The following is a 12,263-nucleotide window of genomic DNA, read 5'->3' on the forward strand; positions in this document are numbered from 1 at the left end:
CAAAGTCTGCATAACCCTCTTCGAACACGCCGTAAATCCTTCCCTGGAGGCTTGATTGCCGCATCCTTGCGGCAAACAGTTCGGTGGATGTTATCCAGCCTTTGTCTTGCCAGTAGCAAACATCGAGGTATCACGGTTGTTTATTTAAGAGTGATTGAAGGATTGCAAAAAGTTAGTGAAAAACAGTAGTGACCTAAATCAACGTTTATGAAAGCTATTTTCTTTCTATTTCTTTAAGAACATCTCTTGGCTTTAAAACCTTTAAAGAAGGATTTTTATATCTTGTGATTATATTTTTATCAAGAGTCATAAATATATTACAACCATCACATTCTGCCGTCCAAAGATGCAGAGCATCCATATATGTGTTGGGTTTATTTTTCTCACTAAAACCATTTACATTTAGTAAGTTTAGTATCTCACGATATCTAGCGTATTTTATTTTTTTTAACAACGGATAAAACAGTTTTGGAGTATTGGCGCAATAATTATATTTATTTTTAAAAAATGAGATTAAACGCTTAATTTCTAAGCCATACCTAAAGCTATTTATGGGTGTTTTAAAAATTTCATCCCTCATAATCTTGTCTATTTCATCTTCACTTAGATGACCAAATTCTCTCCTAGAGTTATTAACTATGTTTCTAGGGTATATTTTTAATGGATATATCTCGCTATCATTTGAATCAAAGTTTTTTTTAGCCCTTTTCAATAAAGGGGAGTGAATAATTTTAATTGGTGCTCCATGTAAACGACCTACAGCAAGATCAACAGCCGGTTGGCAAAGTAACTCTAAGTTTACTTCATGAGAATAGCAAAGAGAGACACTACCAAGCTTTGCATTTGTAGCAATTGAATTGATTGCCTCAATATCTCTAGAAATTCCTAGTTCAAAATTAGCTTTCTTTTCAAGAATATTTATCTCAGTTATGATAATCTCTGTATCGTTTTTCTCTCCACTTGAGCTACAAACAACTCCCTTTTCACATCTAGTACTATTAATAACCTTCACACTTGCAGCATATTGAAAACACATGGTATCCACAAAAACATTAATCATAGCTAAATATTCAATTCACAAAAGTTAGTCAATAAGCTCTCATATCGCTTCTCAAATATTATAATAACAATACTGTAGATGCGTAAATAAGCTTAACCGTACAATGTTTTTTTATACAAAATCTTTTATTTACAAAAATACGTTTACTATAGGATATAAAAACTTACATTAACTTCTACACATTATCATTCATGAGTTTTAAGCCTATAAAGCTAGAAGGGAGTTAACCGTTATAGAAAACAAACCTGGGGAAAATTTAAATTTCAGATTACTACCGTGATTTATACAGCATGAAGACCCTGATAAGTCTAATATTTACTCATCAGTTCAATAACATCAAATCTAATCAACGCACTTTTGTAGTATCTTCCAAGTATGCAGGGTTTAGACAAAGTCTGGGTAATGCCTGTGAACCGTCTGCCGCAGGGAAGCGGCAGCCGAGCCTCCAGGGAGGGATTCACGGCGTGTTCGACAGGTATTAATTAGACTTTGTAGCAAACTAAGTATGTTGCACAAGTGCTTTAATCAAAATGTTTTTAGACTTTAGGGTCACATTAAACACAAAAATAGATAAGGACTATTAAGGAAAGGACCATAATGTGCATGAATTATCCATCATTAATGCTTTATTGAAACATATACAGCCGTATTTAAATCGAAAGATAAAATGTATTAAAATTGAAGTAGGCAGTATGAGTTGTATTGATCCTGAACGACTGATCGGGTGTTTTGACTGGGTAAAAGCCACGGTAGGCTTAAACGATACGCAACTCATTATCGACCTTCACCCAGCTAAAGCTTCTTGTCAGCAATGTCACCAGGATTTTTCCTTAACCCAACTGGGTCAATCCTGTCCCTGTGGCAGCTATGACTATACGTTGCTATCTGGACAGCAACTAACGCTGACTGAAATCGAGTTTGTCTAATGTGTACTCATTGCGGATGTTCTTCAGATAAAGCGATTTTGACTGAGTTTACGTCAGATCATCATAGCCACCATCACCTCCCAGCAGAATCCCAAACGCTGCATTTACAACAAGCACTACTTGCCGAAAATGAAAACCTGGCAGAGCAAAACCGACACAGACTACATCAACAGGGTATGACCTGTATAAATTTAATGGGCACACCGGGCGCAGGTAAAACAGCTTTATTGGAAGCTACACTCCAAACTTTCGCTCACGAATTACCACCCGTTGCCATTCTGGAGGGAGACCAGCAAACCCTGAATGATGCCCATCGCGTGAAAGCAGCAGGGGGGCATGTTGTACAAATCAATACCGGGACAGGCTGTCACTTAGATGCTGATTTGATTAAAAATGGTCTCGACACGTTAGCACCAGAACCTGGCTCGCTTATTTTTATTGAGAATGTCGGTAATCTTGTCTGCCCTGCATTATTTGACTTGGGAGAGTCACACCGGATAGCAATGATGGCAGTCACTGATGGAAACGACAAGCCAAACAAGTACCCACACTTATTCAGTAGCTGTGAGTTGGTCATTATTAATAAAGCTGACTTAATGGATTATGTTGATTTTGACCTTAACACCGTCCAGCAAGCGATTGCTCAATTAAACCCTCACGCAGAGGTTTTATTACTCTCAACCAAAACCCAGCTTGGCTTTGATCAATGGCGGGAATGGTTAACCTCTGCAATCAATACTGGATATTTAAACAGTGGCCGCTTTATTCGCACTCAGGAAATGTCTCCAACCCTGACTCATGATTAAACATTTTTTAGCAAAACAGCATCTAGACCAGCTTTTCAGCGTATTAACTGACGCAGGGTATCAGGTTGTTGGGCCTACGGTTAAAGACAATGCCATCATATTTACTGAGCTTAGCCATGTGGAACAGCTACCTTGGGGCTGGCAGGAAATAGCAAAACCAGGCCATTATCAATTAACTGCTACATCAACAAATCGCTGTTTTGCCTGGAATACTGGTCCGCAAGGATTAAAACCCTGGCTATTCAAGCCAGAACAACCACTTTGGCAAGCAGAGCAAACGGAACAAGGGCTATGTTTTCGTCAAGCCTCCGTAGACGCTCATCCCATTGCAGTTATCGGCTTAAGAGGGTGTGACCTAGCCGCCTTAAAACTACAGGACCAGCATTTTCTGCAAGGACCATATCCTGACCCATATTACCAAGCTCAGCGCGAGCAACTTTTCATTATTGCTGTTAATTGTGCCCAAAGTGCAGAAACCTGCTTTTGCGTCTCAACCGGAGATGGCCCAGCCGCAACACACAGCTTTGATCTGGTTTTGGACGAACTGGAAGAGGGCTATTTACTTGGCTATGGCAGTGAACAGGGGCAGGCTATTTTTCAACAGCTCACATTAGGGCCTCAAGCCTCCACGGACCAACTAAATACGGCCCAAAAACAGTTAGCGGATGCCAGTCAACAACAACGACACATGCCGGATGAACACTCACTGCTAAAATTGACAGAAAACCTGGAACACCCCCAGTGGCAAGATGTCGCTGACCGTTGTTTAGCCTGTGGTAATTGCACGCTGGTGTGTCCTACCTGTTTTTGTTCAAAACAAGAATCGATTTCTGATATTAAGTTACAACAAGCAGGGCAAGTACGCTTATGGGATTCCTGCTTCAGCGAACAACATGGTTATATTGCAGGCAAACTGTTCCGGCCGGAAATTCGCCACCGTTACCGTCAATGGTTATTACATAAGTTAGCGAATTGGCAGCAACAATATGGTCGAAGTGGCTGTGTGGGTTGCGGTCGTTGTATCAGCTGGTGTCCAGTGGGGATCGATTTAGTGGCTGAGGCGCAAATACTGGTAAAAGGCACCCCTCATGAATCAACCGATTGCTAGTTTTACGCCATTAACCGCAACCTTGATGGATAAACATCAGGAATCACCCGGCATATTTACACTACACCTGGCACTTAATACATCTGCGCCATTTAATTTTTCGTTTGGTCAATTCAATATGCTTTATTTATTTGGGATAGGCGAAGTCGCCATCTCAATTATGGGTTGGAAAAACAATTTACTGTTACATACGATACGTGCCGTAGGACGTGTTACCCAACCATTAGTTCAGTTAGAGCCGGGACAGCAACTTGGGCTACGTGGTCCCTTTGGCTGTGGTTGGCCACTGGAGCAGATTAAAGGCAAAGACATTGTTTTTATTACCGCCGGGCTGGGCTGTGCTCCTGTCGTTGCGGCTATTAACCATACCGTTGAACATAAACACCACTATGGGCGTATTGTGATTTTACAAGGCGTAAAACACCACAATGACTTACTCTGGCAAACACAATATGACCACTGGCAAAACACCGGAAACTGCCAAGTACTATTAGCCGCTAGTGAAGAATACAAGCATCGCTATAAATGGCGCTTGGGTATGGTTACTGAACTCTTAAACTTTGCTGAATTCGATGCTGCAAACTGTGCGGTTTTAATGTGTGGCCCAGAAATTATGATGCTAGCCGCCCTTAAACAACTGGCTAAACATCATGTCACGGATGACGCCGTTTATTTAAGCCTGGAACGTAACTTTCAATGTGGTCAAGCATCCTGTGGTCATTGTCAGATAGGGCCATTCTTCGCCTGTAAAGACGGTCCTGTATTTCATTACCCCACAGTTAAACCTTGGTTTGGACTGTCTGGTATTTGATGCGTAGGAATTTAATGAGAAACGCTTATGCCTCCTAGCAAACTCAAACTGGCCATTGCGATTCATAAACTAACCTCCTGTTCAGGCTGTCAGCTAGCATTTCTCAATCAAGGGGTCGTTTTACTGGATTTATTAAATAAGGTTGAAATTAAGCACTTTATAGAAGGCGGTATTAATAACGTTAACGCTGATGTGGATATTGCTTTTGTGGAAGGCAGTGTTTCAACCCCAGAAGACCTTGAACGTGCCCAACACATTCGTCAGCGCAGTAAATTAGTGGTCAGTATCGGCGCTTGTGCCACCAGTGGCGGCATACAAGCACTACGCAACCTGTCTGATGAAAACTGGTTACAAGCAGTTTATGCCAAACCGGAATTTGTATCCTCCCTACAACACTCTACAGGCGTTGCAGAACATATTAAGGTGGACTTTGAGCTTTGGGGCTGTCCTATTACCGTCCAACAAATGAACCACTTTATTCAGCAGCTACTGCTCGGCAGTAAACCTAAACCCGCGGGCGAAAAATTATGCATGGACTGCAAACGTCAGCAACAAGTGTGTGTGCTGGTGACCCAACAAGCACCTTGTTTAGGCCCGGTGGTACGAACCGGTTGCGGTGCACTGTGTCCAACCTTTGGGCGCGCCTGCTATGGATGCTTTGGGCCATCGGAACAACCTAACTGTGACAGCTTAGCGAATCGATTTGCAGGGCTTGGCATGGTTTCAGCTGAGATAGCCCATCGTTTTGCAGCAATCCACAGTCATAGCCAACCCTTTCGCGATCAATTTCATCGTTGGCAGATCATTCATGCCAAGGAAGTGGAATGAATAATAACCGTACGATTAAGTTGAATGTTCCCTTTGTCACACGCCTGGAAGGCGAGGGGGCTTTAGAACTTTCTGCTAAAGGTGACAGCATTGAAAAACTGCATCTGAAAATTTTTGAGCCACCTCGGTTATTTGAAAAGTTTCTGGAGGGCAAATCCTATAAGGATGTACCCGACCTGAATGCCCGCATTTGCGGTATTTGTCCCATGGCTTACCAGCTCACATCCATTCAAGCCATGGAACAATTATTTGGTATTAAATTACCTAAACACTTAGTACAACTGCGTCGTTTAATGAATTTGGGAGAGTGGATTCAAAGTCATGCTTTACATATTCACTTTCTTGCAGCACCAGACTTTTTGGGTTTTGACAGTGCTATTCACATGGCAAAACAGTATCCGCAAATATTACAGCGAGGCATGTTATTACAAGAAGCAGGCAATGCGTTAATGGCGCTACTTGGTGGGCGATCGGTTCATCCCGTAGGGCTTCAAGTAGGCGGATTTGGTCGGTTACCAGACCGTAAACGTTGGGATGACGTACGTAACAAAGTCGATAATGCGCTGCCTGCTGCTAAGTCCTTGATTGACTGGACCACAACCTTAAACTTGCCTGATTATAGCCATGATTTCATTTGGGTAAGCTTAAAACACTCAAAAAAATATCCCATTAATGGTGGACGAATTGTAACGAGTAATGGGTTAAGTCTTACCTACAAAGGCTATGCCAAACACTTTCATGAACATCAGGTAGCCCACTCCACTGCATTTTATTCGCTACTCAATGGTCAGGATTATTTGGTCGGCCCGTTAGCCAGGCTCAATAATAACTACACTATGTTACCTAGCCCCATCAAAAAATATGTTACTCAGCAAGGCATCGTGTTTCCCAACCAAAATATGTTTACCAGCATCCAAGCCCGAGCTATAGAAATATATTATGCGTTGTATGAAGCCAGAAAAATAATGGCAAGGGGCCATCCCACAGGAGAATCACATACAATAGTGAAGCCCAAAGCTGGCACCTGCTGCTTCTGTACAGAAGCACCTCGTGGCATGATTTATCACCAATATCAGCTTGATGAAAAGGGGAATGTTGTGCGTTGTACCATTATTCCCCCCACCAGCCAAAACCAGGCCCGTATTGAACAAGACCTTAAAGTTTCGGTAAAAAAATTTGGTCTTGATCAATCAGATAGCGCATTAAAGTTTTTTTGCGAACAAATTATTCGTAATTATGACCCTTGTATTTCCTGTTCCACGCATTTTTTGGACTTTAAAATACTTCGCAGCTAAAAAGATTTACGCTTATTCTCTTCCGATTTAACTAACAAAAAATCAACAATTAACTTTTATTGGTTGAATCACAAATACCATGATTATAATTACCTGAAAGTATCGCTTTTTCAGTTATTATCAAAACGAGGTTTTTATTTCTTTAAATGATTATTTGAAATAAGCACTCTAAAAGCTAATATGCTTAATCAATGGAGTATCCATGCATTAATGCGATAAAGGACTAAAATATGTTTCAAAAGGTACCTACAAACTGTTTGAAACTGCATACATTAGGTGAAGTGCCACGTTCAGTGTATATGGACTTGCAGGCTCAGCCTAGTGATTTACAAGATGCCGAAAAGCGCAATTTTTTCTTTAAATTATTACGCAGTACAACGCCACATAAAACGGCACCGACACCTAAAAAAGAAAAACACACCTTAAAGCTTAACGCCGTAGTCTGGCTACACTTTATAACACCGCCTAAACTAACAATTACCTTTATGTTAGTTTACAAAGATGTTACTGGTGAGTTTGGTGTTATTGTTGAAGAAGCACCACCGTCTTCATCTACCTCAATGATGCTTTCGAACACGGTAGAAATCGAATATAAAGGCGACATTGAATATTTAAAAGCATGCTGCACAGGGCTGAGTAAAGATGAAAGTGTGATGCTTGAAACACTCAGCGTTAAACCTGTAGAGCAAGAAAAAACACACAAGACAGCCTCACATCACTAGGGCCTGTTAACACTATTTGAATATCACTGTATTTCTCTTACCTAAAAATACTGCACAGTGATGATATTTTTTTATCTCACATAAAAAAAAAGCCAACCTTGTAACAACAAAATTGGCCTGGGCTAAGGAAGGAGAAGCGCCGTAATTATTGGTTAAATCAAATGCAATTTATTAAATAACAATGTATTTGATGTAATAAGTCTATCTTGATTCATCATGCAGACAGCTTTCAAACAACGCGCGTTCTGCTGCTAGTGTCCAGGTATTTCCAGCCCCTAACTGTTTTGCCACTGCTGGTAGTTTTTCAGCCAGTTCATCTAACCCTAATAATGGTAAATTTTCCAACTGAGGGAAGATTAAAATCTTACCTGGGTAACGGGCATCAATCATCGCTTGAATACCCTCTTTGGCGACATTCATTCCGCCAATAGCGGCAACACAAATGGCTGGTGCAATATGCCCTTGCACCGTGTTATCCATTACAATCGTTTGATCATTAATCGTTAAACCTGATGTCCCTGTGTATTGCGCATTGCTCAGATAAACAGAGCTAAAATCAACAGGCGCCAATGTACCATTCGGCACACCCGCAAACAGCACCAACATACCATCAGATTTCATGAAGCTAGCTGACTCCGCCATGATATCGGCGTTAGGGACACAGACCACCACATCATCAGCACCTTGGTTATCGGTATGGGCATGTACAAATTCAGGTAAGGATTCATCACTTTTAAGAGGGTTAAACGTTAACATCTGACAATTATTTGCTTCTGTCAGCGGTATAAAGCGTGACTCAATTTCTGCAAGACGCTGATCATTAATATCGGTCACAATAACCAATCGAGGCCCTTCACGAGACTCAATGGCACGCTGCACATGCATTTGGCCCATAGGCCCTCCGGCACCCACAAATACGGCAACACCGTCTTTCCTTAAATCGCAACGGTTACGTGTTTCACTATAAGCGTCAGCAATGTCTTCACCTTTAGTGCCAACAAAAGCAATATAGTCGTAGTGCAATCGACCGACATCGGCATTAACCATGCCATCAAGTGGTTTTTTACCCACCAGATTCATGGTTCCACGACGCGCAATGTATTTTGCTATTTCGGTTACTTGAGTGGCTGACTCAGGGGCAAGCAATACGATGTCATCAAAACCAAGACCATGGGTAAATTCATCCACGAATCCATTTAGCTTGTCAAAGCTCACCTCATTACGGATGACCACCTGTTGACCTTGTTGTTCTGCCAGCAAACGAACAGACTCCGGTACATTAGTTAGAATAATGGTGGCAGGTGCAGCCAGGCCTTTGGAAAAACGATAATGACTGCTATCACCGTGCTGCCCGACAATCCACATCACACCACCATCTTTGGGTTCAAGCCGACGCCGTTGGGTATACGCGGCCCACACACAGCCCCAGGGTTCAAGCAAAGCAGATTCGGCCAACCCCAACTGCTTATCGACCTTAAGTAGACAGGAACCGGCATCAGTCTCCAACACTTCTGGCCCAATAAGGTGGTACTGAGTTAACCCGCCTGGAACGGTATAACCATAAGCGGTACTTTTACCCTTTTGATAGATGTCTGGTTGCACAGCATAGCGTTCACCCACCTTGAACTGGTCTTGCAAGGCTGCTCCAACTTTAACAATGGTCAATGTGGCTTCATGACCCAGCCGTGTTGGCTCTTTTTTTAAGTCCCGGTTGTAAAGTTTGGGGTGCTTTCCTCCTTGATTAATCAACTTTACATCTGAAAAACATAAACCCACGGCATCTACCCGTACCAGTAACTGCCCATCATCTGGCTCTGGTACCTCAAACGATTCCGGTTGATTATTTTTGCCAATGTTTTCTACACCTGCACCGTATAAATTCCAGGTTTTTGTCATTTCAGGAATGTTCTGCGCAAGGTTTAGGTACTTTTCATATTCTGTTGTCATGTCATTTTTTGTGGTCATGGTTTAACCCTTGTTCTTTTAATATTAAGTTCGTCTGTCACCTGGTCTCAGACCAGGTCATCATGATTCTGATAGAGCGCCATCACTGCTTCAGAACTACCCAATTGCAACGCCTTTTGGGCTTTCTGTTGCAACTTGGTATAGGAAACTGAGCGGATACTGTTTTTGATGGATGGCACACTGGCTGGACTGACGGAAAGTTCATCAACCCCAAGCCCAACCAGCAACATGGCGAGTGCGGGATCAGATGCCATATTGCCGCAAACACCAACCCATTTACCGTGCTTATGAGCAGCACTCGTGGTCATTTCAATTAACCGTAATAAGGCTGGGTGATAACTATCCGCTTCATGGCACAGTTCTGGATGCAGACGATCCATCGCTAAGGTGTATTGAGTTAAGTCATTAGAGCCGATAGAAAAGAAGTCCACTTCCTGGGCTAACTGTTCAGCAATTAACGCCGCTGAAGGTACTTCAATCATCACCCCCAGTGGCAGTACGGGGGCATTCAATTGACAGCGAACCTGTTCAGCTAGATCACTTGCTTTTCGCCATTCAGACTGTTTGGCAATCATTGGAAACAGAATATGTAAACTGCACTGTTGAGTAGTCTGCTGCTGCCATATTGCCGTACGATAGATTGCTTCTAATTGACGGCGGAACATGGCTTCATGCTTGAATGACAGGCGAATGCCTCGTACCCCTAAAAAGGGATTATCCTCTGTAGCCATGTTCAACCAAGACACTGGCTTGTCACCACCAATGTCTGCTGTACGAACCACCAGTGGGTGATGAGTTAAGTCAGTAACAATGTTTTTCAGTACCGCGACTTGCTCATCCACGCTGGGCTCTGATTCAGACGCCTCAAATAAAAACTCAGTACGCAGAAGACCGGCACCTTCACCCCCTTGAGCAGTCACCGTGGCAGCCTCATCGGGTTGAGCGACATTACCGACAACCTTTATTCGATGCCCATCCAACGTTTGAGCTGACTCGAATTTCTTCTCATTCTCTACAGCCAGGAGTGTTTGCCACCGCTGAATGAGTTCAAAAGCACGTTGTTGCGTAGCATCGTTAGGTGCAATGATTAATGCTGAGCCTTGAGGATCAATAATGGCCCGTTCTTTATTATTCACTTGCTGGCAAATACCATCGCCCAGCCCGACAATAGCGGGAATTCCCAACGCACGGGCAAGAATCGCCATATGGCTGTTTGGCCCGCCCAGCTCCGTAGCAATCCCCAGAATAGGCTGCCCATCAAGTGCCGCTATTTGTGAAGGGGTTAAGTCATGAGCCAGTAAGATAAAGTCAGTAGCGGGGTACTGCACACTGACGGAGCTGGACACCAGCTTTGCCACAACACGATCACAGATATCATACAGATCCGCTATCCGTGCTTTAATCCGCTCATCATTAACGGCATTCAACGCATTAACTTGCTTCTTGATGGCTTGTTGCCAACTCCACGCGGCACTGTTGAGTTCGGTTATAAGTTGATGGGCATCTTTCAGGATCAGTTCATCACTCAGCAACTGCTTTTGTGCTTTGAAAATAACCGCTTCCTGTGGTGCGTGTTTTTGTAGCTTGTGTTCCAGCGCATCCAGTTCCTGCTTGGCCTGCTCACACGCTTGGTACAGGCTCTCTTTTTCAGCGTCAACAGTACCTAACGTATCCTGTTTGATCGCTACTGTTGTTTGCTGAGGGTGGATGAACAATTCAGCCATGGCAATGCCAGGTGAGGCAGCCGCGCCTTGAAAGGTCAATCGACTTACAGTATCTGTAAGCGCAGGAAGTCCAGACAACCCACGGTAAGTGGCCGTTTGCTTGTCCTCATCGCAGTCCAACCCGGAGTTAATCATTTGGCACAGTGTTTCAACGGCTTCTTTGGCTTGTATGCCTTGAGCAGATACCACCAGCGTGTCACCACACTGCGCTCCCATTGTCAGTAACGCAGCCATGGACTTGGCATTGGCGACCTTATCACCATTGCGTATGTGAATTTCAGTATCAGCAAATACAGATGCCTGCTCCGACAGTAAGCTGGCAGGGCGAGCATGCATACCCGCTTCATCGACAACCTGTGCCTCAACAGCAATCGCAAAGTCTTGCACTTTTTCAGACGGTGCTTGGGCAGGACTATCAGTTCCCAAGGCTCGAACCACATCATTTGCATCATGGGTGGTTGCGAGAAGATCAGTCAGATCAGCATTCATGACAACTGTCGTCAGTTTTTGCAGCAAGCTAAGGTGCTCACTGCCATTGGCCGCTATGCCCACAATCAAACGCACGATTTCATTTTTATCATTCCAGATAATGCCTTTTGGCACCTGCACAATGACAACACCGGTCTTTTGCACAAGCGTTTTGGCTTCATTGACACCATGGGGAATAGCAACGCCGTTAAGCAAATAGGTACTGACTTTCTGCTCACGAGCAACCAAGGCATCATAATAATCATCACTGACCAAGCCTTGTTGTTGCATAACATGCGCAATTAACCGCAAAGCTTCTTCTTTGCTGGTAAGTGTTTGATTAAGCAAGATCTGCTCGCGACCAACACAAAGCGTATGTTCTGAGGTTACTGTTTCCTCATTCAGTTTGGGACACGCTTGTTGCTGGACCTCTGGTGTCCGTGTTCGAGTACCGACGAAGAAATTTTTTAGGAAGGACATGGTGATCCCTTTTTCTTTCAGCAATTAACTTCATTTATTCCATTCAGCCTGTTATTTCTGTGTGTTAGTG

The 12,263-nt window shown here is 43.3% G+C and carries 10 protein-coding genes; 7 read left to right on the forward strand and 3 right to left on the reverse strand.

Annotated elements, in window-relative coordinates; all coding sequences use genetic code 11:
* Positions 1 to 214: 214 nt before the first annotated feature.
* A complete protein-coding gene (locus ACQ96U_RS05885) occupies positions 215 to 1,060 on the reverse strand; it encodes a hypothetical protein (RefSeq protein WP_431720317.1) in 846 nt (281 codons plus the stop codon).
* Between the two features lie 599 nt (positions 1,061 to 1,659).
* Here ACQ96U_RS05885 and ACQ96U_RS05890 point away from each other — a divergent pair.
* The 7 genes from ACQ96U_RS05890 (at position 1,660) to ACQ96U_RS05920 (ending at position 7,556) form a co-directional block, all read left to right on the forward strand.
* Positions 1,660 to 1,986 carry a hydrogenase maturation nickel metallochaperone HypA gene (locus ACQ96U_RS05890; RefSeq protein WP_431720318.1) on the forward strand — a complete coding sequence of 109 codons (327 nt, stop codon included), beginning with the start codon at positions 1,660 to 1,662 and terminating at the stop codon, positions 1,984 to 1,986.
* Positions 1,986 to 2,792, forward strand: a complete 807-nt coding sequence (gene hypB / locus ACQ96U_RS05895; protein WP_431720319.1) for a hydrogenase nickel incorporation protein HypB — start codon at positions 1,986 to 1,988, stop codon at positions 2,790 to 2,792. The genes ACQ96U_RS05890 and hypB overlap by 1 nt, the downstream gene beginning before the upstream one ends.
* Complete coding sequence (locus ACQ96U_RS05900) at positions 2,785 to 3,900, forward strand: 4Fe-4S dicluster domain-containing protein (RefSeq protein WP_431720320.1); 1,116 nt, start codon at positions 2,785 to 2,787, stop codon at positions 3,898 to 3,900. The genes hypB and ACQ96U_RS05900 overlap by 8 nt, the downstream gene beginning before the upstream one ends.
* A complete protein-coding gene (locus ACQ96U_RS05905; protein WP_431720321.1) occupies positions 3,881 to 4,711 on the forward strand; it encodes an FAD/NAD(P)-binding protein in 831 nt (276 codons plus the stop codon). The genes ACQ96U_RS05900 and ACQ96U_RS05905 overlap by 20 nt, the downstream gene beginning before the upstream one ends.
* Before the next feature lie 27 nt (positions 4,712 to 4,738).
* Positions 4,739 to 5,539 (forward strand): sulfhydrogenase subunit delta, encoded by an 801-nt coding sequence (locus ACQ96U_RS05910; RefSeq protein ID WP_431720322.1) that lies wholly within the window; start codon positions 4,739 to 4,741, stop codon positions 5,537 to 5,539.
* Entirely contained in the window at positions 5,536 to 6,834 is a 1,299-nt protein-coding gene (locus ACQ96U_RS05915; RefSeq protein WP_431720323.1) for a Ni/Fe hydrogenase subunit alpha, read from the forward strand. The genes ACQ96U_RS05910 and ACQ96U_RS05915 overlap by 4 nt, the downstream gene beginning before the upstream one ends.
* 230 nt (positions 6,835 to 7,064) lie before the next feature.
* Positions 7,065 to 7,556: a hypothetical protein gene (locus tag ACQ96U_RS05920; RefSeq protein WP_431720324.1), complete on the forward strand. Its 492-nt coding sequence runs from the start codon at positions 7,065 to 7,067 to the stop codon at positions 7,554 to 7,556.
* A gap of 201 nt (positions 7,557 to 7,757) precedes the next feature.
* Here ACQ96U_RS05920 and ACQ96U_RS05925 read toward each other — a convergent pair whose 3' ends face one another.
* Together ACQ96U_RS05925 and ptsP are read right to left on the reverse strand one after the other, a co-directional pair.
* A complete protein-coding gene (locus ACQ96U_RS05925) occupies positions 7,758 to 9,521 on the reverse strand; it encodes an alcohol dehydrogenase catalytic domain-containing protein (protein ID WP_431720325.1) in 1,764 nt (587 codons plus the stop codon).
* Between the two features lie 47 nt (positions 9,522 to 9,568).
* Positions 9,569 to 12,193 (reverse strand): phosphoenolpyruvate--protein phosphotransferase, encoded by a 2,625-nt coding sequence (gene ptsP / locus ACQ96U_RS05930; RefSeq protein WP_431720326.1) that lies wholly within the window; start codon positions 12,191 to 12,193, stop codon positions 9,569 to 9,571.
* Between the last annotated feature and the right edge of the window lie 70 nt (positions 12,194 to 12,263).

Origin of the sequence: Zooshikella sp. RANM57, assembly GCF_050749885.1 — a bacterium.
Classification (GTDB): Bacteria; Pseudomonadota; Gammaproteobacteria; order Pseudomonadales; family Zooshikellaceae; genus Zooshikella.

Excerpts from the sequence above, each read along its gene's own strand:
- ACQ96U_RS05885 (WP_431720317.1), bottom strand. The coding sequence starts at position 1,060 with ATGATTAATGTTTTTGTGGATACCATGTGTTTTCAATATGCTGCAAGT.
- hypB (WP_431720319.1), top strand. The coding sequence starts at position 1,986 with ATGTGTACTCATTGCGGATGTTCTTCAGATAAAGCGATTTTGACTGAG.
- ACQ96U_RS05900 (WP_431720320.1), top strand. The coding sequence starts at position 2,785 with ATGATTAAACATTTTTTAGCAAAACAGCATCTAGACCAGCTTTTCAGC.
- ACQ96U_RS05905 (WP_431720321.1), top strand. The coding sequence starts at position 3,881 with ATGAATCAACCGATTGCTAGTTTTACGCCATTAACCGCAACCTTGATG.
- ACQ96U_RS05910 (WP_431720322.1), top strand. The coding sequence starts at position 4,739 with ATGCCTCCTAGCAAACTCAAACTGGCCATTGCGATTCATAAACTAACC.
- ACQ96U_RS05915 (WP_431720323.1), top strand. The coding sequence starts at position 5,536 with ATGAATAATAACCGTACGATTAAGTTGAATGTTCCCTTTGTCACACGC.
- ACQ96U_RS05920 (WP_431720324.1), top strand. The coding sequence starts at position 7,065 with ATGTTTCAAAAGGTACCTACAAACTGTTTGAAACTGCATACATTAGGT.
- ACQ96U_RS05925 (WP_431720325.1), bottom strand. The coding sequence starts at position 9,521 with ATGACCACAAAAAATGACATGACAACAGAATATGAAAAGTACCTAAAC.
- ptsP (WP_431720326.1), bottom strand. The coding sequence starts at position 12,193 with ATGTCCTTCCTAAAAAATTTCTTCGTCGGTACTCGAACACGGACACCA.